At 64.3% G+C, this 21,225-nt stretch carries 21 protein-coding genes; 10 read left to right on the top strand and 11 right to left on the bottom strand.

Annotated features, from left to right (window positions below; translation table 11 throughout):
• Nucleotides 1-14: 14 nt before the first annotated feature.
• The 6 genes from J4E58_RS24795 to J4E58_RS24820 form a co-directional block, all read right to left on the bottom strand.
• Nucleotides 15-905, bottom strand: coding sequence for a universal stress protein (locus J4E58_RS24795; RefSeq protein ID WP_007929034.1), 891 nt, complete (start codon nucleotides 903-905; stop codon nucleotides 15-17).
• A 132-nt stretch (nucleotides 906-1,037) separates the two neighbouring features.
• Nucleotides 1,038-1,805, bottom strand: a complete 768-nt coding sequence (locus J4E58_RS24800) for an ABC transporter permease (RefSeq protein ID WP_087090845.1) — start codon at nucleotides 1,803-1,805, stop codon at nucleotides 1,038-1,040.
• Entirely contained in the window at nucleotides 1,805-3,004 is a 1,200-nt protein-coding gene (locus J4E58_RS24805; protein WP_087090843.1) for an ABC transporter substrate-binding protein, read from the bottom strand. The genes J4E58_RS24800 and J4E58_RS24805 overlap by 1 nt, the downstream gene beginning before the upstream one ends.
• A gap of 179 nt (nucleotides 3,005-3,183) precedes the next feature.
• Nucleotides 3,184-3,999, bottom strand: coding sequence for an ABC transporter ATP-binding protein (locus J4E58_RS24810; RefSeq protein WP_087090841.1), 816 nt, complete (start codon nucleotides 3,997-3,999; stop codon nucleotides 3,184-3,186).
• A complete protein-coding gene (locus tag J4E58_RS24815) occupies nucleotides 3,996-5,066 on the bottom strand; it encodes an acyl-CoA dehydrogenase family protein (protein WP_007929039.1) in 1,071 nt (356 codons plus the stop codon). Before J4E58_RS24815 ends, J4E58_RS24810 begins: the two co-directional genes overlap by 4 nt.
• A gap of 62 nt (nucleotides 5,067-5,128) precedes the next feature.
• Complete coding sequence (locus tag J4E58_RS24820; RefSeq protein WP_087090839.1) at nucleotides 5,129-5,689, bottom strand: carboxymuconolactone decarboxylase family protein; 561 nt, start codon at nucleotides 5,687-5,689, stop codon at nucleotides 5,129-5,131.
• Nucleotides 5,690-5,793: 104 nt separating this feature from the next.
• Here J4E58_RS24820 and J4E58_RS24825 point away from each other — a divergent pair, with 104 nt between their 5' ends.
• Nucleotides 5,794-6,717 (top strand): AraC family transcriptional regulator, encoded by a 924-nt coding sequence (locus J4E58_RS24825; RefSeq protein WP_087090837.1) that lies wholly within the window; start codon nucleotides 5,794-5,796, stop codon nucleotides 6,715-6,717.
• A 36-nt stretch (nucleotides 6,718-6,753) separates the two neighbouring features.
• On the opposite strand, the gene J4E58_RS24830 is transcribed toward J4E58_RS24825, so the two are convergent.
• Entirely contained in the window at nucleotides 6,754-7,701 is a 948-nt protein-coding gene (locus J4E58_RS24830; protein WP_087090835.1) for an ABC transporter substrate-binding protein, read from the bottom strand.
• A gap of 335 nt (nucleotides 7,702-8,036) precedes the next feature.
• Between J4E58_RS24830 and J4E58_RS24835 the strand changes: the two genes are divergently transcribed.
• The 5 genes from J4E58_RS24835 to J4E58_RS24855 all read left to right on the top strand — a co-directional run bounded on the left by J4E58_RS24835 (nucleotide 8,037) and on the right by J4E58_RS24855 (nucleotide 11,624).
• A complete protein-coding gene (locus J4E58_RS24835; protein ID WP_087090833.1) occupies nucleotides 8,037-9,041 on the top strand; it encodes an aliphatic sulfonate ABC transporter substrate-binding protein in 1,005 nt (334 codons plus the stop codon).
• A gap of 64 nt (nucleotides 9,042-9,105) precedes the next feature.
• Nucleotides 9,106-9,954 carry an ABC transporter permease gene (locus J4E58_RS24840; protein WP_087090831.1) on the top strand — a complete coding sequence of 283 codons (849 nt, stop codon included), beginning with the start codon at nucleotides 9,106-9,108 and terminating at the stop codon, nucleotides 9,952-9,954.
• A gap of 18 nt (nucleotides 9,955-9,972) precedes the next feature.
• Entirely contained in the window at nucleotides 9,973-10,686 is a 714-nt protein-coding gene (locus tag J4E58_RS24845) for an ABC transporter ATP-binding protein (protein WP_087090828.1), read from the top strand.
• A gap of 132 nt (nucleotides 10,687-10,818) precedes the next feature.
• Nucleotides 10,819-10,980 (top strand): hypothetical protein, encoded by a 162-nt coding sequence (locus J4E58_RS24850; RefSeq protein ID WP_172962992.1) that lies wholly within the window; start codon nucleotides 10,819-10,821, stop codon nucleotides 10,978-10,980.
• 53 nt (nucleotides 10,981-11,033) lie between these two features.
• On the top strand, nucleotides 11,034-11,624 hold the full coding sequence (locus J4E58_RS24855) for a helix-turn-helix domain-containing protein (protein WP_370686823.1): 591 nt from the start codon (nucleotides 11,034-11,036) through the stop codon (nucleotides 11,622-11,624).
• Nucleotides 11,625-11,762: 138 nt separating this feature from the next.
• On the opposite strand, the gene J4E58_RS24860 is transcribed toward J4E58_RS24855, so the two are convergent.
• Nucleotides 11,763-12,758 carry an NADP-dependent oxidoreductase gene (locus J4E58_RS24860; RefSeq protein ID WP_087090823.1) on the bottom strand — a complete coding sequence of 332 codons (996 nt, stop codon included), beginning with the start codon at nucleotides 12,756-12,758 and terminating at the stop codon, nucleotides 11,763-11,765.
• Nucleotides 12,755-13,711: an SDR family NAD(P)-dependent oxidoreductase gene (locus tag J4E58_RS24865; RefSeq protein ID WP_087090821.1), complete on the bottom strand. Its 957-nt coding sequence runs from the start codon at nucleotides 13,709-13,711 to the stop codon at nucleotides 12,755-12,757. Before J4E58_RS24865 ends, J4E58_RS24860 begins: the two co-directional genes overlap by 4 nt.
• 123 nt (nucleotides 13,712-13,834) lie before the next feature.
• On the opposite strand from J4E58_RS24865, the gene J4E58_RS24870 reads away from it, so the two are divergent.
• Nucleotides 13,835-14,785, top strand: coding sequence for an AraC family transcriptional regulator (locus tag J4E58_RS24870; protein ID WP_087090819.1), 951 nt, complete (start codon nucleotides 13,835-13,837; stop codon nucleotides 14,783-14,785).
• Nucleotides 14,786-14,843: 58 nt separating this feature from the next.
• Here J4E58_RS24870 and J4E58_RS32045 read toward each other — a convergent pair whose 3' ends face one another.
• Together J4E58_RS32045 and J4E58_RS24880 are read right to left on the bottom strand one after the other, a co-directional pair.
• On the bottom strand, nucleotides 14,844-15,347 hold the full coding sequence (locus J4E58_RS32045; RefSeq protein WP_256583213.1) for a hypothetical protein: 504 nt from the start codon (nucleotides 15,345-15,347) through the stop codon (nucleotides 14,844-14,846).
• A gap of 381 nt (nucleotides 15,348-15,728) precedes the next feature.
• Nucleotides 15,729-15,944 carry a molybdopterin-binding protein gene (locus tag J4E58_RS24880; RefSeq protein ID WP_009044054.1) on the bottom strand — a complete coding sequence of 72 codons (216 nt, stop codon included), beginning with the start codon at nucleotides 15,942-15,944 and terminating at the stop codon, nucleotides 15,729-15,731.
• Nucleotides 15,945-16,149: 205 nt separating this feature from the next.
• Between J4E58_RS24880 and J4E58_RS24885 the strand changes: the two genes are divergently transcribed.
• The 3 genes from J4E58_RS24885 to J4E58_RS24895 all read left to right on the top strand — a co-directional run bounded on the left by J4E58_RS24885 (nucleotide 16,150) and on the right by J4E58_RS24895 (nucleotide 21,119).
• Complete coding sequence (locus tag J4E58_RS24885) at nucleotides 16,150-16,971, top strand: aldo/keto reductase (protein WP_087090817.1); 822 nt, start codon at nucleotides 16,150-16,152, stop codon at nucleotides 16,969-16,971.
• 148 nt (nucleotides 16,972-17,119) lie between these two features.
• Nucleotides 17,120-19,942, top strand: coding sequence for a response regulator (locus J4E58_RS24890; RefSeq protein WP_087090815.1), 2,823 nt, complete (start codon nucleotides 17,120-17,122; stop codon nucleotides 19,940-19,942).
• The gene (locus tag J4E58_RS24895) at nucleotides 19,929-21,119 is read left to right on the top strand and encodes an EAL domain-containing protein (protein WP_007929090.1); all 1,191 of its coding nucleotides are present in this window, start codon (nucleotides 19,929-19,931) and stop codon (nucleotides 21,117-21,119) included. Before J4E58_RS24890 ends, J4E58_RS24895 begins: the two co-directional genes overlap by 14 nt.
• Nucleotides 21,120-21,225 lie beyond the last annotated feature (106 nt).

Here is a 21,225-nt window from a genome sequence, read left to right on the forward strand (position 1 = left end):
CCCAAGGCGCCCGGCTACAGCGCCAGCAGGCTGCAGGGCAGCTGATACAGCGCGTGCTCGGTGGTGCTGCCCACCAGTTTCTCCAGGCCCTGGCGATGCACGCGGCCCATGACCAGCACATCGGCCTGGTTCTCGGTGACGAAGTTGGCCAGCACGGTGACCGGTTGTCCGAGGATGAAATGCCGGCGTTCCTCGGGTACGCCATAACGCTCGGCCAGTTCCAGGAAGGCTTTTTCCAGGGTCACCCGCAGTTCCCGGGTCAGGTCCGCCAGCACCAGGCCACCGCCTCCGGCATCGCCCAGGTAGACCGACGACACGTCATAGGCGTGCAGCAGGTGCAGCTCGGCATCGCATTGCAGGGCCAGGCTGTTGGCTTCGTGGATGATCCGGTCGTTGAGCCCGTTGTGCTGGTACTCCGGCCGTGACGGGTCGACCGCCGCGACCACCATTTGCGGCAACGTATGGCCGTGGCGGCCCATCAGGTACAGCGGTACCGGGCACTGGCGCAGCAGGTGCCAGTCCATCGGCGTGAGAAAGGCGCGTTTAAGCGCCGGTTCGTGCTGCACGTCCTTGATCAGCAGGTCGGGCTGGATTTCCGCGACGTGCTGCAGGATTTCCTCCAGCAGGTCGTCGGCCCAGGTCACCTCGCCGTTGACCGTGACACCATGGCCACGCAGGCGATGCACCTCCTCCTGCAACCATTCCTGGTGCCCCAGGCGGTAACGTTCGCGCGCTTCATTGCGCACGTTGTGCTCGAACAGGGAAAGAATCGACGCCGGTTTCAGCAAGGCCGCGATATGCAGGCTCGCCCCGCTGGCCTTGGCCAGGGCAGCGGCACGCGGGATCGCGGGGGACTGGCGCATTGCCGGGTCGATGACCAGCAACAAGCGTTGATACTGGCTCATGGCGCACCTCCAGATAGGCTGGACGCCCACGCCGGCCACCGGCGCCCGCTTCTCTATACGCCAGTGCGTCAACGCCGGATCGAACGCCAGCATGACTTCAGACTTCCCACTGACAATGCGCCCGTCGCGGCGTTACGGCAAGTGCGTCCAGCGCCGGTGCAGACCACGGGCCAGGCTGTCCAGGGCAAAGCCCAGGGCGCCGATCAGCAGGACCATGGCCATCAGTTCCGAATAGGCCAGGCGGTCGCGGGTATCGAGGATGAAATAACCCAGGCCGGCGCTGACCCCGAGCATTTCGCAAGGCACCAGGACGATCCACAGTATGCCGATGGCCAGGCGCACGCCGGTCAGCACATGGCCCAGCACCCCGGGCAGGATCACCTTGCGCAGGGTTTCCCAGCGGGTGGCGCTGAGGCTGCGGCTCAGTTGCAGCCAGCGCGGGTCGAGCTGGCGCACCCCGGCCGCGGTATTGAGCAGGATCGGCCAGACCGCGGCGAAGGCCAGCAGGAAGTAGATCGGCTGGTCCCCTACCCCCATCAGCATCACCACCACCGGCATCCACGACAGCGGCGAGATCATCCGCAGGAACTGGAACGCCGGGGTGGTGGCCGCCTCCAGATGGCGGTAGCTGCCGATCAGCAGGCCCAGGGGCACGCCCACCAGCAAGGCCAGCGCCAGGCCGACCAGGATGCGCTTGAGGCTGACCAGCACATGCTCGTACAGCTCGGCGCGGCCCAGCAGTTCCAGCAGGCTGGCCAGGGTCGCCGCCGGCGAAAAGCGCGCCGCCAGCCCGTCGGCGCTGCCAAACAGGCGCACCCCCAGCCACCACAACAGCAGCAGGCCCAGCAGCCCCGCCACGCCCAGCAGCCCGTGCAGGTTCGATGCGGATCGCTTGGCCATCAGAGGCTGAACTCCTCGCTGCGTTCGAAGCTGTCGGGCAAGCCGAATGCCTTGAGCCCGCCGACCGACGCGATGGCGTTGCGCACGAAGCGCTCGTCCACCAGATCGCGGGCGGTGTGTTGCGGGTCGAGGCTGGCCAAGAAGCCCTTGTCGCCTTCGATCAGGGTGTCCTTGAGGCGCTTGACCAGTTCCTCGGTGTAGCTGGGGAACGGGTACGGCTGGAAATCGATGCGCTGCTCGTCCCACTGGGCGTGCTGGATCGCGCCGTCGGCCAGGTACTGCTGGCGTTCGCTGGCACTCGGCGCCAGGACCCGGCTCAGCACCTGGGGCGCATGCGGGGTGTAGCGGTTGGCGCCGTCGCGGGACAGCAGACTGGCGGCCTCGGCGCGGTGGTCGCGGGTCCACAGCTGCGCCTTGACGATGGCATTGACCACCTTCTGCGACCATTCGGGGCGGTTATTCAAATCCTGCTCGTGCATGAACACCACGCAGCAGGCGTGGTTGCGCCAGATATCCCCGGTAAAGCGCTGCACCCGGCCGACCTTGAGTTCCTCGGCCAGGGCGTTGAAGGGTTCGGCGACTATGTAGCCGGCGATGCGCTTGCTGGCCAGGGCCGGCGGCATGTCCGACGGCGGCAGCACCAGCAGGTTGACCTCGTTGGCCGCCAGCGGGCTGCTGGCTGGCCGGCTGACCGGGGTCAGGCCGTTGTCGCGCAACAGTTGCTGCACCACCACGTTGTGGATCGAGTACCAGAACGGAATCGCCAGCGCCTGCCCGCCCAGCTGCCGGACCTCGGTGATGCCCGGCGCCACGGTCAGGCCGGAGCCGCCGACGTGGTTCCAGGCCACCACCTTGGCCGGCACCCGGCTGCCATAGCGGGCCCAGACGGTCATCGGTGACAGCAGGTGGATCACATTGACCTGCCCGGAAATGAACGCCTCGATCACCTGCGCCCAACTGCGCAGCAGCACCGGGCGCTCGGAGCGGATGCCCTCGGCCTCGAACAGGCCATTGTTATGGGCCACCAGCAAGGGCGTGGCGTCGGTGATCGGCAGGTAGCCGATGCGCACCGGCGCGTCCGGCTCCGCGGCGGCGCGGGCCTGCAGGCTATTGAGCAACGGTAAGGCGCCGCCGGCGGTGAGCAAGGCGCTGAGTTTGAGGAAGTCGCGACGGCTGTGGGTGAAGTCATCCAGGCACATGGTGTATCTCCGATCATTCGGGCAAGGGGTTGAACCCGGCCATTACCGCCTTTTGCGGCTCATCCGGCTCGTCCGGCTCTTATGTAGGAGCGAAGCTTGCTCGCGAATGACCTCAACGCTGACGGGGTGTCTGGGACCCTGCGCCGCACTGACATTTTTATCGCGAGCAAGCTTCGCTCCTACAGAGACAGAGGTGCGGGCTGAGGCAGCAAGGCTTGGGGTTGTGCAGCGCGGCTCGCCCGCCGAAGGGTTTTGAGAATCTCGATACGCAGGGCGCCCAGTTCTTCCACCAGCTCGGCGCGCGGCTGAGGCAGGTCGATGCGCCACTCGCCGAGGGTCCGCGCCGGGCTGTTACCCAGTAGCAGGATTCGGTCGGAAAGCAGCAGGGCTTCGTCGATGTCGTGGGTGATCAACAGCGCCGCGGTGCGGTGCTCGGCAATCACCTTGAGCAGCAGTTGCTGCATGTCGGCGCGGGTCACTTCGTCCAGCGCGCCGAAGGGTTCGTCGAGCAACAGCACCTGTGGCTGGCGCGCCAGGCAACGGGCCAGCGCGGTGCGCTGGGCCATGCCGCCGGACAGCTGCGCCGGGTAGTGCCCGCGGGCATGCTGCAGGCCGACCTCGGCGATCGCCTGGTCGATCCGCGCCTGGCGCTGCCGGGCGTCCAGCGCCGGCTGGCGAGCGAAGTCGAGGCCGAAGGCGACGTTGTGTTCCAGGTTCAGCCAGGGCAGCAGGCTGGGGTCCTGGAACGCCACGGCCACCCGTGGATGCGGCCCGTCCAGCGTCTGGCCCAGCAGGCTGACGCTACCACTGTGGGGCGCCTGCAAGCCGGCCAGGACCCGCAACAGGCTGGACTTGCCGACGCCGCTGGGACCGAGGATCGACACCACCTCCCCTGGCTGCAAGCGCAAGTCGAAGCCTTCCAGCACCGCTTGCCAGCCTGCTTCACCGGGGTAGCCGAGGCTGATCTGCCGGGCTTCGAGCAAGGCCGCGCTCATGCCGCCGCGTCCCGGGCCTGGCGCTGCAACTCGGCGCGCAACTGCACCAGGCTCGGCGTGACGATCGGCACGAAGGCCGACTCGCGCCAGCGCCGGGCAAAACCGCCGCCATGCTCGCTCAGGTAGGCCTTGCCGCCACTGGCCTGCAACTCCAGCTGCACGGCATTGGCGGCAGCTTCGGCCAGGGCGATGCGCAGCCGGAACAGCGCTGCGGGCTGGGTCAGGAAACGCCCCTCCAGCAAGCCGCGCTTGAGCTCGGCGACGCTCTCCTCCAACTGCTGGCGTTGCTCCTGCAACGGCTCGCGAAGAATCGAACGCCCGCTGTGCAGGTGCGTCTGCACTTCATCCAGCGCGCGCCGCGCCAGGCCGATGGCCATGCCGCATTGCAGGCCGAGAAATGCCGGGCGCACCGCTGGCAGAAAGGCCTTGGCATCCTCGTGCAGCAACCAGTCGTGGCCGACCTCGACCTGTTGCAGTTCCAGCGCCGCGGTGTTGCTCGACTGCAAGCCCATCAGTTGCAGGTCCTCGGAACGTTGCAAGCCGGCCAGGCCCGCGGGGATCGCCAGGATAAAGGGCGCGCCGCCCTGCTCGTGCTCGATGGCCGCGGCCACCACAAAACCGCTTTTGCGCAGATTGGTCACCCAGTGCAGGCGCCCGTTCAGATTCCAACCACCAGCCCGTGGCTGCGCGCGGACTTGCAGGGCCTCGATGCCGGAGAGGAACTTCATGGCGTTCGACAGCCCGGTGGCCCCCGCCAGTTCGCCGCTGAGCAAGTCCGGCAACAGACGTTCGCGCAAGGCCGCGTTGGGGCTGTGCAGCAGGTATTCGATAAAGGCCCGCTGGCCCCAGAACACAAAGGCCGCCGCCAGGGAACGGCTGGCCACCGCGGCCACCGCCTCCACGGCGTCGCCCAGGTCGCCGTCGCTACCGCCCTGCCCGGCCGGAATGCCGATGCGCAGCACCTGCGCCTCGGCCAGTCGCGCCAGCACCTGCTGTGGGTCGCAGTGGCCCAGATCCAGGGCCTGGGCCTCGGCGTCCAGCCATTGACTGAATGCGGGGTTGAGCATGTGGTTTTCTCCTTTTTACGCGGCACCGGCCAAACGGCCGTGCCTTGAATCCAGCCGCTGCATCATTGCTGCGGCGCTTGCCAGCGGTACTTGGCCAGTTCCGGGTTCAGCGGCGTGCGGGCGAACACGTTGGCGAAATTGCATAGGGTCGCCAGGCTCACCCCGAGTATCACTTCCAGGGCATTGCCCTCGCTGTAGCCGGCGGCCTTGAACGCCGCGAACGTCGGCTCGCTGACATTGCCGCGGGTGGCGATCACCTCGGCGGCGAAGGCAGCCAATGCCTGCAGTTTTTCCTCCGGCACCGGGCTTTGCTCACGCAACGCGCTGATCACTTCGTCCGGCAGTTTGGCCTTGTTCTGCGCCACCGCAGTGTGCCCGGCCACACAGAAATCGCAACCGTGGGTGGTGGCAGCCACCAGTTGCACCACCTCCCGTTCGGCCAGGCTCAGCTCGGCCTTGCCATTGAGCGCCGATACCGTAACGTAGGTCTCCAGCGCCGCCGGGGCATTGGCCAGGATGCCCAGCAGATTGGGGATGAACCCCGAGTTGTTCTGGGCGTTCTGCAAAAACGGCCGGGCCGCTTCGGGAGCGCTTTGCAGGCTGTGTAGAGTGATGCGCGACATGCGGTGGACTCCTGCTGTGTTGGTGTCCGGCCAGTCTGTTGGTTATAAGAATTCCGATCCATATTCTAAAGTAGCGATTACTTGCTCCTGAGTGTTTCCATTAGATGATTTCGTCCAGCCCACTGGTTGATTGGTTATTAGAAAGCCTCGAACTCGACGCCAGCCTGTTCCATGTCGGCCGCTACTGCGGCGGCTGGCACGCCAGCACCCACGGCCTGGCCCGGGCCAGCTTCCACCTGATCGTGCAGGGCCATTGTTGGCTGCACATCGAGGGCCAGGAGCCGGCCCAGCGCCTGAATGCCGGGGATGCGCTGTTCCTGCTGCGCGACCTGGACTATCGCCTGTCCAGCGCCCAAGCGCATGGCGCCGCCCTTGAACTGCCACGCAGGGCCATGCAGGCGCTCGACGCTCACGCACAAGATCAGGCCGAGGATGGCGTGGGCCTGGTCTGCGGCTTCTTTCATTTCAAGTCCGGGCTGTCGTCGCTGATCATCGACGGCCTGCCGGACTGGATCGTGCTGCGCGCCGGCGACCCGTCCCTGAGTGCGGCGCGGGCCCTGTTCGAGCTGATCCTGCAAGAGTGCCAGCGCACGCCCGCGCCCTCCTCGGCGCTGCTGGAGCGCCTGAGCCATCTGCTGTTCCTCTATGTGTTGCGCCAGCAGGTGGCCGACAACCAAGGCCTCGGCGGGCTGGTGGCGCTGGCCCGGCACCCGGCTTTCGCGGCGCTGCTGGAACAGTTGATCGAACACCCCGAACAACCCTGGCCCCTGGAAAGCATGGCGGCCTGTACCGGGCTGTCGCGCTCGGCCTTCTTCAAGCGCTTCAACGAACTGGCCGGGCAATCCCCGGGCCAGGTCCTGCTGGCGCTGCGCATGCGCCATGCCTGCCAGTTGCTCAAGGCCAACCACACCGTGGAACAGGTCGGCGCGGCAGTGGGTTATCAATCGGTCGCGGCCTTTACCCGCGCCTTCGCCAAGGCCGTGGGCGTGCAGCCGGGGGCTTATCGGCGCCAGCACGAAGGGCGTTGAATGCGCCGGGGCCTGTGACCTGCCCCCGGCAAGGCGTCACTGGCTCAGGGCCTGGGTAAAGGAAGTGTCGACAACAGTCGCGGTGGCCAAGGGCGCCGGCAGCGCCTTGACCTTGAACAGGAAGTCCGCGGTGCTTTGCAGGTCGGCGGCGGCCTGCGGGTCCACCGGGCCGACGCTCATGTGCGCCTGGCGCAGCCAATGGCGCGAGACGTTCGGGTCGAGGTTGGCCTTTTTCGCCCACAGGTCGGCGTACTGGTCGGTGTGGCTGTCGACCCAGGCCCGGGCCAGCTTCAGGCGGCCGAGGAAGTCGGCGATGGCGGCGCGCTTGTTGTCGATGGCCGGGGTCGAGGCGGCGATGGCGCTGAGGCCGGGCATCAGGTTCTTCGCGGTGAGGATCGGCCGCGCGCCGGAGAACAGGATCTGCTGCGAGATATAGGGTTCCCACACCGGGAAGGCGTCGATACTGCCCTGGGGCAAGGCCGCGGCGGCGTCGATCGGCATCAGCTTGATGAACTCGACATGGTCCTCCGGCAGGCCGGCCTGCTCCAGGGCGCGCAGGGTCAGTTGCTGGCTCCAGGCGCCGGGCCAGTAGGCGACTTTCTTGCCCTTGAGGTCGGCGATGGTCTTCACCGGCGAATCCTTGGGCACCAGCAAGGCGATGGTGTCCGGGTTCTGCCGCGAGACGCCGATCAGCTTCACCGGCGCTTGCTTCGCGGCGAGGAACAGAAAGCCCGAATCGCCGAGAAAGCCCAGGTCCAGGGCGCCGGTGTTCAGCGCCTCGGCCAGGGGCGCGGCGGCCTGGAAGTGTTTCCAGTCGACCTGGTAGGGCGCGCCTTCGAGCACTCCCGAGGCCTCCACCGAGGCTCTTACGTTGTAGTAGTTCTGGTCGCCGACCTGCAGCACCAGCGGCTCGGCGGACTGGGCCAGGGGCGCCGCGAACAGGGTACTGAAGAGCAGACGGCGCAAGCGTCGGGAGAGCGTCATGGGAAATTCCTGGATGATTGGAAAAGCGGATTTTCTAGAACATAACGCTCTTAGAATCCGATTTTGAAATTCTGTTAATGCATAAGCTCATAGCCGCTCTGGCATCCGCAACCGGGGCTGTTGGCGGAGCAACAGCACGGCAACAGACTGTCGGCCAGGCAACATCGCCAGAGGCTTTTTCCTGTTGGCAACGCCTCGAAACCGCCCTTCCCCGGCTATGGCACAGAGCCTGCAATATTCCTTTCCGACAGGATTTGTTCCTGCCTTCCGCGACTTTTGAAATAAGCAGCGGAAATAACAACATTGCCCTCTCGCCGCCTTGTCCGGAGCCATCCATGAAACCCGTCTTGCGCTTCCCCCTGGCCCGCGCCAGATACCTGCTCAGCGCCTGCGCCCTTGCACTGTTCCTGAGTTCGAGCCTGCAACCCCTGGCCCAGGCCGCGGAAAGCCCGCCGGCCGAAGTGCACCTGGACTACGCCTATTACTCGCCGGTCAGCCTGGTGCTCAAGCACTTCGGCTTTCTCGAAAAGGCCCTGCCCCAGACCAAGGTCGGCTGGGTCCTCAGCCAGGGCAGCAACCGCTCCCTGGAATACCTCAACAGCGGCGGCGTCGACTTCGCCTCGTCCGCCAGCCTGGCGGCGGTGCTGAGCCGCGCCAACGGCAGCCCGATCAAGTCGGTGTATGTCTACAGCCGCGCCGAATGGACCGCCCTGGTGGTGCGCAAGGATTCGCCGTACCAGACCGTCGCCGACCTCAAGGGCAAGAAGATCGCCGCCACCAAGGGCACCGATCCCTACCTGTTCACCCTGCGCAGCCTGCAACAGGCCGGGCTGAAAAAAGACGATGTGGAACTGGTGCACCTGCAGCACCCGGACGGTCGCACCGCCCTGGAGAAAGGCGACGTCGACGCCTGGGCCGGCCTCGACCCGCATATGGCCGCCAGCGAAGTGCAGGCCGGCTCGCGCCTGCTGTACCGCAACACTGCTTTCAACAGCTACGGCGTGCTCAGCGTCACCGAGCAATACGCCAAGGAGCATCCGCAGACCATCGCCAGCGTGCTCGCCGCCTATGAGCAGGCCCGCGAATGGTCGGTCAAGCACCCGGACGAGCTGGCCAGGCTGCTGGCCGATGAATCCGGCCTGCCGCTGGAAGTGGCCCGGCTGCAACTGTCGCGCACCGACCTCGGCAACCCGCGGTTGAGCGCCGAGGATGTGCTGGCCTCCAAGGCCGCCGCGCCGATCCTGGTGTCCGAGGAACTGGTGCGCCGCGGAGTGAACGTGGACCAGGTGATCGACCAGTTGCTCGACACCGGGGTCAAGCAGGCCGTGGCCCGTCAATAACCCACCACCCAGGCGATGACCGAGTCCGCGCCTGGCGCGGATTCGGCGTTGCCGGAGAATCACCATGAGCAGCGACAGCAACAACCTCTCGACCCGCCTGGCCCTGTCCGCGCCGGGCAAACTCCCAGGCTTCAACCCCGCCCGCTGGCGCCTGCGCCTCAAGGGCCTGGCCCTGCCGGTTGCGATCATCCTGCTGCTGGAAATCGTGGTGCGCATCGGCTGGCTGCCGTCGTACCAGATGCCGGCCCCCAGCGAGATCGCCCTGACCCTCGGCGACCTGGCCGAAGGCGCGTTGTGGAAGCACATCGGCGCCAGCCTGCTGCGGGTGCTGCTGGGCTTTGCCATCGGTGCCGGCCTGGCGCTGGTCTTCGCCGCCTGGGTCGGCCTGAGCCGGGAAGCCGAGGCTTACCTGGAGCCGACCTTCGCCGGCCTGCGCTCGATCCCCAGCCTGGCCTGGGTGCCGTTGCTCCTGCTGTGGCTGGGCATCGACGAAACTTCGAAGGTGGTGCTGATCGCCATCGGCGCCTTCTTCCCGGTGTACCTCAATGGCGTGGCGGCGATTCGCGATATCGACCGCAAGCTGGTGGAGGTCGGCCACATGTACGGTTTCGGCCGACGCCGGCTGGTGCGGCGGATTCTCCTGCCGGCCGCCCTGCCCGGCCTGTTCACTGGCTTGCGCAGCGGCATGAGCCTGGCCTGGATGTTCCTGGTGGCCGCCGAACTGATCGCCGCCACCAAGGGCCTGGGTTATCTGCTCAGCGACGGCCGGGAAACCTCGCGGCCGGACATCGTGCTGGCGGCGATCATCGTCCTCGCGGTGCTGGGCAAGCTCAGCGACGGCATTCTCGCCGGCCTGGAAAAATGCTTCCTGGCCTGGCGCGACACCTTCAATGGCCAAGGCGGCAACGACTAACGCACAGAGGATCGAGCCATGCCCCAAGCCCTGCTGGACATCCACGTGGAGCGCAAGACTTTCGCCGCCACCACCGTCCTCGACGATATCCACCTGCAACTGCAACCGCGGGAAACCGTGAGCCTGCTGGGCCCTAGCGGCTGCGGCAAAAGCACCCTGCTGCGCATCGTCGCCGGCCTGGAGAAGGACTTTCAGGGGCAACTGCGCAGCCATACCGAGCGCCTGGCCTTTGTCTTCCAGGAACCGCGGCTGATGCCCTGGCTGACGGTGGAACAGAACATCGGCTTTGGCGACGACGAGCATTACGACCGCGCCTGGGTCGCGCAACTGATCGACGAAGTCGGCCTTGCGGGTTTTGCCCAGGCCCTGCCCAAGGCGCTGTCCGGCGGCATGGCGCAGCGGGTGGCGATCGCCCGCGGCCTGTACGCGCGGCCGCAGGTGCTGTTGCTCGACGAGCCCTTCAGCGCGGTGGACGCCTTTACTCGGATGAAACTGCAGGACCTGCTGCTGCAACTGGCCGAGCGTCACGCCATCGCCCTGCTGCTGGTGACCCACGATGTCGACGAGGCGCTGTACCTCAGCGACCGGGTGCTGGTGATGGACAACCGCCCCAGCCGTATTCGCCAGGAACTGGCGGTGCAACTGAGCCACCCGCGGGACCGCCGCGACCCGCTGCTGGCCCGCCTCAAGGCGTTGGCCCTGACCGAATTGCACAAGGCCCATGTGATTTGAGCGGGCTTTGCCACGGCCCGGCACTTAAGAACACAAAGGAATTAATAAATAAATAATCAGTATTTATGGTTATAAAAATAACCACGTACTCTCAGCTCATCCCGCCCATTGGTCACGACAGTGAAGTGCCTTATGAAACCGACTGACAACGTTATCGACTTCGCCCAGTTCCGCAAACGCAAGCAGGCCCAGCAACTGGCCCGGACCATGTGGGAGATGTACGCGCGCAATGCCGGTTACCAGGCGTTCCAGTGGGTTCAGGCGGCCCGGCCGACCAGGACCTACCACGCGTGAGCGTCCAGGAACCCTCGCGCTTTCTGGCGAGCGCCGACGAACCCGGCCTTGATTTGACCCCTCTGGAAACTCAGGAAGAAGACCCCATCAGCGAACGGGTCGCGCAGAACCTGCAACGCCTGCGCAGCAAGCGTCATCTGTCCCTGGATGCCCTGGCCCGCCAGTGCGGGGTCAGCCGGGCGATGCTGGCGCAGATCGAGTCCGGGCGCAGCGTGCCGTCGATCAAGGTGCTGTGCAAGATCGCCAAGGGCCTGAAGGTGTCGGTCGCGGCCTTTCTCGAACACCGCGCCTTCGAAGGCGTGGCGGTGCTGCCGTCGAGCCGGAGCAAACGCCTGGTCAGCGCCAACGGCGCCTTTGTCAGCCGCGCCCTGTTCCCCTTCGACGTGGCGCGCCAATCGGAATTCTACGAACTGCGCCTGAGCCCGCTCGGCGAAGACCAGTCCGAAGGACACGGGCCGGGGGTCCAGGAAAACCTGGTGGTGTCCCAGGGCGTACTGGAAATCAGCGTCAACGAAGAACGCTACCTGCTCTCCACCGGCGACTCGATCCTGTTCTACGCCGACCAGCCGCACCGCTACCGCAACCCCGCCGACAGCGAAGCGGTGGCCTACCTGGTGGTGACCTACCCGGAACGCCTGGACTGAATCCTTGCGCGCGTCATGCCAGGCGTGAAGGCGAATACGGATTGAACGGCCGGGGAAACGGCCAAACGGCAGTGTGCCGGCCTTGCGGGTTCCATTCGAGACAGGCGATGTCGAGCTTCGATGTCGTGACAACGGATTTCATAGGACTTTCACCATTCGCTTACCGACGTTCTCTCCCCCCAGCAAACCGATCAACCCAGCCGGCAAACTGTCCAGCCCCTCGAGCACATCCTCGCGCACCCGCAACTGGCCGGATCCGACCCAGCCTTTGAGTTCGAGCATCGCCTGCTCGCGGTTCTCCAGGAAGTCCGCCAGCAGGAAGCCGCGCAATGTCAGGCTCTTGATAATGACCATCCCCGGCACCGCGAGCGATCCGGAGCCCGCTACACCGCCGTCGTATTGTGAAACGGCGCCACAACAGACGACTCGCCCATGGTTCGCCATATTCGACAGGCAGGCATCCAGTATACGGCCCCCGGTATTGTCGAAATAGACATCGATCCCGTCCGGGCATGCCGCGCGCAGATCGTCGAGCAGGTTGCCCGCCTTGTAGTCGAGCGCCGCATCGAACCCCAGTTCACCGGTGAGCACGCCGCACTTGGCGGCGCCACCCGCAATGCCGACCGTACGGCAGCCCTTGAGCCTGGCGATCTGCCCGACAATCGAGCCAACCGCCCCCGCCGCCGCGGAAACCACCACGGTGTCACCGGCCTTGGGCCGGCCGCATTCGAGCAGGCCGAAATAGGCCGTCAGGCCTGGCACGCCATAGATACTGAGCAGATACGTCAGTGGTTCGATCCGCGGCAACCTGACCAGACCGTTGGCAGTAACCGCGGCGAAGGCCTGCCAGCCCGTCTCGGCAAACACCAGGTCGCCGATCACCAGGTGCGATGAGCGTGATTCGATCACCTCTGCCAGCGCCATGCCGGCCATGACCTCGCCGGCCTCAAGGCCTGCCCGATAGGTAGCGCCCTGCATCCAGGCCCTGCTGGCGGCATCGAGCGATACGTACAGGGTGCGAACCAGCACCTGGCCCCCGGCCGGTACTGGACGCGCGGCTTCCTCGATACGGAAGTGTTCAGGCCCCAGCTTGCCCTGGGGAAGCGCAGCCAGGATGACTTGACGATTGCTCATGAGAAGGCATCCACCCGGGTCAGTTCGGCCGACAGGCGCCAAAGACGTTCGGCCTGTTCCGGATCGACGGCATGGGGCCTTACGCCAACGAACGAAGCCGGCTCGCTCTCGTCGAGCCTGGCCACCTCGCAGTCTTCGCAATACAGCCCACCCAGGCCATCCAGCTTCGGCGATGTCGCGGCCCAGACCTGGGTAGCGGCGCCTTGCCGAGTGTTCTTGAAGGCTGGGTTCGCCGGATTGCCCTCGGCGTCTATCCAGCCCAGGGCGACCATTTCTTCCTTGGGCAGGTAACGCTGCAGAGGTGTGGCGATCATGCCGGGGTGCAGAGAGAACGCCCGCACGCCCTGCTCGCGCCCCAACCGGTCCAGGTGCACGGCGAACAGCGCGTTGGCGGTTTTCGACTGGCCGTAGGCAAGCCACTTGTCGTAGCCCTGGTCGAACTGCGGGTCGTCCCAGCGAATGGCGGATGAGTGATGGCCCGCGGAGGACACCATCACCACCCTGGCGCCGCCTTGCAACGCCGGCCAGAGCCGGTTGACCAGCGCATGGTGGCCCAGGTGATTGGTCGCGAACTGCGCCTCCCAACCGGGGCCCACTCGGGTTTCAGGGCAAGCCATGATGCCGGCGTTGCCCATCAATATGTCCAGGTGCGTGCCGCTCGCCAGAAACGCCTCCGAAAAACGCTTGATGCTCACCAGGTCGGCCAGGTCCAGCCCATGCACCTCGACATTGGCGAGACCGGCAACCCGGGCCTGGGCCGCCTGGCGATCGCGGGCCGCCACTATGACCCGTGCCCCGGCGCCGGCCAGCGCCCGAGTGGTTTCCAGGCCCAGGCCGGAATGCCCTCCCGTTACCAGGGCCGTGGTTCGGGAAAGATCGAGGCCTTCGAGTACCTCGGATGCCGTCGAAGCTGCGCTGAAACCGGAATGAACAGGCGTCTGTCTATGGGTCATTGCAATGTCCTTTACGAATGGAAACCAAGCTGCCAATTTGAAGCGCTTTCATTCTGCGAGCCCGAACCTGGAGCGTGAATGCAATGGCGTCCTACTTTCTATCGAGAGCGTCCGGTTTGACACATGGATCCCCTATCAGAAGTCCTCACCCAGCTCAGTAGCCAGCATTCCTTTTTCGGTGGTTTGAAAGCCGGCGGCGACTGGGCCGTGCGCTTCCCGGCGCCGGAAGGCGTCAAGTTCAACGTGCTTGTGCGGGGGGCTTGCTGGCTGGCCGTGGAAGGAGAAGCAGAGCCGATATGGCTGGAAGCAGGCGACTGTTTCCTGCTATCCCGTGGGCGCCCCCTGTTGATTGGCAGCGATCTTTCGCTGCCAGCGATCGCTGCCGAGGCGATCTATCCTCACGCCGTCAACGGCGTGGCGCACTGCGGCAGTGATGAAGATTGCTTTCTGGTCGGCGGGCGTTTCGCCTTTGGCGACGAAGCCGAGCTTCTGTTCGACAGCCTGCCGCCGGTCGCGGTGATCAAGAGCGAGTCGGACCAGGCATCCGTATTGCGCTGGGCCTTGCAGCGGCTGGCGCACGAACTCTCCACTCCATCCCCCGGCGGCGCCCTGATGGTCCAGCACCTGGGCCACATCATGCTGGTGCAGGTACTGCGCATTTACCTGGAGCAGGAAGGAGGTAATACACCGGGTTGGCTCTCGGCGCTGTCCGAACCGCGTATCGGTGCCGCCGTTCAGGCCATTCACTCCAGCCCTGCCCAACGCTGGACGGTCGAGGCCCTGGCCCAAGTGGCCGGTGTCTCGCGCTCGACACTGGCGCTGCGCTTCAAACAGGCCGCCGGCTTTTCGCCCCTGGAATACGTGTTGCGTTGGCGCATGCAACTGGCAACCCGGTCCTTGCGCAACACCCACCTGACGATTTCCTCGATCGCCCAGGCCCTGGGCTACGAGTCCGACAGCGCGTTCAGCAATGCCTTCAAGCGCATCATCAAATGCTCGCCACGGGAGTACCGGGAACGAGCAAGGGCCGTCGCCCAACCCCAGGGGGAATCCGAAGTTCGAGTGGGTGCCTGAAATAAAAAAACCCGGCGGGATCGTCCCGGCCGGGCTTGTTGGGTGCCGCTGCGAGGAATCAGCAGGTGCAGCACATCATCGGCATGCCGTTGCAGCTCATCATCATCGGCATGCCGCAGTCGTTCATCATCTTCATCATCAGGGCGCAGCAGCTTTTCATCATGTCCATGTTCATGCCGGCCATCGGCATGATCTTGCACATCATGCAGTCGGCCTCGACGGTGCACTCCATCACGCACTTCATCGACGGCATCGGCATGCCCATCATTGGCATCATGGCGCCCATCATCGGCATGGCCATGCTCGCCTGGGACATGCACATCATGCTCATGTTCGCGCAGTGCATCATCATCGGCATGCCGCAGTTCATCATCATCTGCATCATTTGCGCGCTGTTCTTGAACATGGCCATGTCCATGCCCGCGGCCGGCATCATCTTGCACAGCATGCCGTCGTCCATCATTTCGCAGCTCATGGTCGCCATCATCATCGGCATGCCCATCATCGGCATCATCGGCATGTTGGCGTTCATCGGCATTTGCATCTGCATGGCATTCATCATGGTGAAACTCCCTAAGCGATTCGATAGTTGGACGAAGCGGATGGAGCGGATTCTAGGGAGTGGCGAACGCCGCACAAGATGCCGATCGAACAGCAATCGCGGCTGCCGGGACAGCTTCAGCGAAGCCGCTCGCGCGGGATTTTCCGCTTCAGCAGCCGGATGGATTTCATGGCGGACGGAAGCAGGACAGCAGCGTGTTTTCCGCTGCGATGGATATGCGCGAATCAGCGCATCCCATAACCCAAAGAAATAATCATTCTAAAGAGGCCCGACTTTTCTCGGGAAAAGGCGCCTTGCCAGCCTCGCCGGTGCCCTGTAGCAGGGTTCGGCGAGGGTCGCAGCGCGGTGCGGGGCATGACGCGGGGGTCGGGATCGCGGGGCTCAGAGCTTGGCGATCGACACTTCGGTGGATTTGACGAAGGCGATGACCTCGCTGCCGACCTTCAATTCCAGGTCGCGCACCGAGCGCGTGGTGATCACCGAGGTGACGATGCCCGAGGCGGTCTGCACATCGATCTCCGAGACCACCTGGCCTTCATGGATCTCCTTGATGATGCCCTTGAACTGGTTGCGAACATTGATTGCCTTGATGGTCATGATGGGCCTTCCTGTCTGGGGTGGGCACTGGCGCATCGCCGTGCAGGCCTCTAAGGTGCCTTGTGTCTTTTCATATTAAAAGGAATAAATAGTAGTTATTTTATTCCTTAAATGAATATAAAAAATTTCTCCCGTCCCCTTCGTTACCTTGACCGGCCACCGCGCCTTTGCTTCTCTGGATCCCTAACCCTTTCAGGAGATTGTCATGCGAACACTCGAGCTGGCGGGCGTGCCCGTCCCGGTGATTGGCCAGGGTACCTGGCGCATGGGCGAGGAGCGCCACCAGCGCAACGCCGAGATTGCCGCGCTGCAGGCCGGTATCGAACGGGGCATGAGCCTGATCGACACCGCCGAGATGTACGCCGAGGGCGGCGCGGAGGAAGTGGTTGGCGCCGCCATCACTGGCCAGCGCGACCGGGTGTTCCTGGTCAGCAAGGTGTACCCGCACAACGCCAGCCGCAAAGGCATTCCCCAAGCCTGCGAGCGCAGCCTGCGGCGCCTGGGTACCGACTACATCGATCTGTACCTGCTGCACTGGCGTGGGCAGTACCCGCTCGAGGAAACCGTGGAAGCCTTCGAGCGCCTGCGCGAAGACGGCAAGATCGGCCGCTGGGGCGTTTCCAATTTCGACCTCGATGACCTCGAGGAACTGACGAGCCCGGCCTGCGCCACCAACCAGGTGCTGTACAACATCGAGGAACGCGGCATCGAGTTCGACCTGCTGCCCGCCGCGCGACAACAGCGTTTGCCGCTCATGGCTTACTGCCCTATCGCCCAGGCCGGCAAGCTGCTGCGCCACCCTACGCTGCAGCAGGTCGCCGACCGCCATGGCGTGACCACGGCCCAGGTCTCGCTGGCCTGGGTCCTGCGCCAGGACGGCGTGATCGCCATTCCCAAGGCGGTACACCCCGAGCATGTCCGGCTGAATGCCGAGGCGGCCGGGTTGCGCTTGCACGACGAAGACCTGGCGGCCATCGACCAGGCCTTTCCCGCGCCACTGCGCAAGCAGCGACTGGCAGTGGTCTGAGCCGGCTGTCGCGAGGCATGCCCCACTGAAAAAACCTGGTGCCCGTGCCAGGTTTTTTTCGTCGTGGACCAGGCTGGAAGCGGCGAAATACCACGACTTTAAGGATCGTCCTATCCCGGATTAATGAGGGTTTATTTAGAGTGGGTCAATGAGATTAAAGACCTACCTTCATCAGATCAGTCCCCTATTTTCCAGTCCTGAAGCCGCCAGCAGGTTGCTGCGTCTTTTCGCACTCATTCTTTTGGTCGGCATCCTCGGCGCCGTCTACAACTTCCTCAATTCCACCCTCAGCAACGACATTTCCCGGCGCCGCGGCTACATGAGCAGCGCCATCGCCGAAGCCCAGACCTTCTTCACCAGCCGCGAGGCCTTGCTGGAAAGCCTCAGCCTGTCCGCGGTACGCCGATCCAGGCAGGTCCAGGGGTATCCGCCTTCCAGCGAAGAACTGCACCTGCAACTGGGCGACATCGATGATCCGTGGAGCATCTGGCTGAGCCAGCGCATGCGCGAATACTTCAAGGCCAAGCAGGTCAACCTGCTCTATGTAAGCCCTGGCCCCGAGGCCCGGGTCATGCGCCTCTACAGCAGCAACCCGACCTCCCCCAACCTGCCCAGGACCATCCTCTCGAAGCTTGAGGTCCTGAACCATGGGGAGCATCCGGACACCAACGAGCTGTGGCTGACCGACCCGTCCACGCAGACTTCGCAGCTGTACATTTTCACCCGGCTCGACGAGCGCACCGATGACTCCGGCTGGCTGGGCCTGGAAATGGATGGGCGGGAAGTGCTCAAGGCCCTCAGCGACCAGAGCGCCGGCGAGTTCATGATGTTCAACTCCGAAGGCGCGCTGCTGTTCACCAACACCCCGGCCGGGCGCCTGGGGCAGGCCCTGCAGCAACTGCAAGGCAGCAACTTCTTCGGTTTTGTCGGCAGTGGCTGGTGGCCCGATCACCTGGTGATCCGCAAGCAACTGATGACCTCCGACTGGCAACTGGTCTACTCCTTCAGCCTGCAGTCCCTGCTGATCGCGCTCTGGCCGCAGCTGGCCGGCACCCTGGCGTTCTGCCTGTTCAGCATCAGCCTGATCTGCCTGCTGACCCGCCGCATCGAGCACCGTTTCATCACCCCTGCGCTGAGCCGTATCCAGGCGCTGGTCGAGAGCGAGCTGTTCAGCCGCGACGTGATCCAGACTGCGCCCGTGGCCTTGTGCGTGCTGCGGCGTACCGATGGCCAGGTGGTCCTGGAAAACACCCTGGCGCAGCAGTGGCTGGGCGATGGCGTCGAACGGGAAATACTCTGCGCCGGCTGGATCCAGCAAGCCTTCAAGAGCCACGAGCCGAACCGCTTCGACTACTTCGAGACCACCGACGGGCGCCATCTTTACCTGAGTTCCGCGCCCACCCGCTACAAGGGCGAGGACGTGTTGTTCTGCGCCTTCAGCGACATCAGTGCGCGCAAGCAGGTGGAAGCCGCGCTGGAAGAAGCACGGCAGATGGCCGATGCCGCCAACGAAGCCAAGACCCTGTTCCTCGCCACCATGAGCCATGAAATTCGCACCCCGCTGTATGGCGTGCTGGGCACCCTGGAGCTGCTCGCGCGCACCCAACTGGATACCCAGCAGCGCGATTACCTGCGTGCCATCGAGTGTTCTTCCTCGACCCTGTTGCAGTTGATCTGCGATGTGCTGGACGTGTCCAAGATCGAGGCCGGGCAACTGGCCCTGGAGCTCAATGAGTTCTCGCCGCTGGACCTGGTCCACGAGCTGATCCAGGGCTATTCCGCGGCGGCGTCGAACAAGGGCCTGCTGCTGTATTCCTGCGTGGACCCGCAAATCCCCGAGCGACTGATCGGCGACGTCACCCGGATCCGGCAGATCCTCAGCAACCTGCTCAACAACGCGGTGAAGTTCACCGACCTGGGGCGCATCGTGCTGCGGGTCAACCTGTTGAGCCGCGATGGCGAGCGCTCCAGCATCCTGTGGCAGGTCTCCGACACCGGCAAAGGCATTGCCCAGGATCATCAGCCGTTGATCTTCGAACCCTTCTATCAAACCGGCGGCAACGCCAACGTGGTGGCGGGCACCGGCCTGGGCCTGCCAATCTGTCAGCGTCTCACGCAATTGATGAACGGCAGCCTGCGCATGGTCAGCGAACTGGGGCTGGGCAGCAGCTTCTCCCTCACCCTGCCCCTGGAAGCGGCGATCGATGGGCCGGTCACCCTGCCCGCCACGCAGCTGCTGCCGGAAACCATCTATGTGATGTCCAGCGTCCGCGAGCTGGCGGAATCCATCGGCGGCTGGCTGCGCCAATGGGGCGCGCGGGTGCAACTCTGCCATCCCTCGAAGATCGCGCCGACCAGCGATTGCCTGCTGGTCGAGGTTCACCCCGGCGAACTGGAACAACGCCTGCAGCCCGACTGGCCAGGTCCGCTGATCCTCGCCACCGGGACCGGCAATAACCAACCGCAGGTTCGTGCCGGATGCTGGCACGTGAACCTGAACCACCTGCGTTCCATTCATCAGGCGGTCAGCCAGGCCCAGGGGCTGTGGGTGGCCAAGGCCGAGAATCACAACGAACACTGGACGTTGAAGCAACTGAACCTGAACGTGCTGGTGGCCGAAGACAACGTCATCAACCAGCTGATCCTCAGGGATCAGCTGGAAGAGCTGGGCTGCAGTGTGGAGCTTGCGTCAAACGGCGAGGAAGCCCTGTCGATGTGGGACCCCGAGCGGTTCGATCTGGTCCTCACCGACGTCAACATGCCCATGATGAATGGCTATGAACTGGCCAAGGAGTTGCGACGCCGTGGCTGTACGGTCCCGATCATCGGTGCCACGGCCAACGCGATGCGTGGAGAAGAAGAGCAATGTCTGGCGGCCGGAATGAACCATTGCCTGGTCAAACCTTTTGCATTACGCGCCCTGTTCAATTACCTAGCGCCCTATGAAAGAGCGAAGAATGAAGCCCTGTAGCATATTGATCGTTGAAGACCATCCCTTCCAGCACATGTACCTGCAGCATCTGTTCGGTGAGCTGGGCCCCTACTACCTGGAAGGCGCACGGGATGGCGAAGAGGCGCTGGAACGCTTGAAATGGCGCAAGTTCGACCTGGTGCTCACCGACCTGTTGATGCCGGGAATGGATGGCGTGCAGTTCATCCAGGGACTGGCGGCCCTGCACTCCAAGCCGGCGCTGGCGATCATGAGCTCGGCTTCGCGGCGCATGCTGATGAGTGCCAGCCTGGTTGCCAAGAACCTCGGGGTGAAAGTCATCGGCCTGATCTCGAAACCGGTGAACCTTGCCGCCTTGCAGACCCTGACCACGCAATTGAGCATTTCGCAGCCGAGCTCGCCGCGCCCCTTGCCCGCCTCCATGCTCAGTCGGAGCGCGCTGGTCCAGGCCATCGAGCAAGAGCAGTTCGAAGCCTGGTTCCAACCCAAGAAATCACTGTTCAACGGCCGCATCGTCGCCGCCGAAGCCCTGGTCCGCTGGATGCATCCGACACAGGGCATGCTGCTCCCCGACACCTTCCTGCCCGCCCTCAAGTCCTTCGATCTCGAGGAGGACCTGCTGTGGCTGGTCCTGCGCCAGGCGATCCAGGCCCAGGCACGCTGGCGCCAGCAGGACTACGACATTCCGGTGTCGATCAATCTGCCGACCCATCTGCTCAACAGCCACGACCTGGCGGACCGCCTGTTCGACTTTGTCATGGAACACCAGGGAGTACCGGGGCAGATCTGTTTCGAACTCATGGAATGTTCGGTGCCCCAGGACATCAGTAACTTCTATGCCGGTGCCTGCCGCTTGCGCATCAAGGGCTTCGGCCTGTCCCAGGACGACTTCGGCAAGGGCTACAGCTCGTACATGAACCTGGTTTCCACTCCGTTCACCGAACTGAAGATCGATCGCGCCCTGGTCCAGGGATGCCACGCCAGCGAAGAACTGACCAAGGCCCTGACCAGCATCATTGCCCTGGGTCGCCAGCTGGGCCTGACCGTGGTGGCCGAAGGCGTGGAAAGCGCCGAGGAGCTGGCGCTGCTGCGCAAGATCGACTGTAGCCAGGTGCAGGGTTTCCTGATCTCTCGCGCAGTCCCCTCCGAGCAGTTTCAACAGTTGCTGGTGAACGACGGTCCAGCCGCCAGTTATTGAACCGAGGACATCCACCCTTCAGGATTACATGCCCCACATCACTGACAAGTCGTTGTTTAAAGGTAAAATCCTCAAGGCTTCGACTTTTTCATGCTTTTTTGGATAC

This window comes from Pseudomonas sp. FW305-25, from assembly GCF_017351415.1.
GTDB classification, from domain to species: Bacteria; Pseudomonadota; Gammaproteobacteria; order Pseudomonadales; family Pseudomonadaceae; genus Aquipseudomonas; species Aquipseudomonas chlororaphis.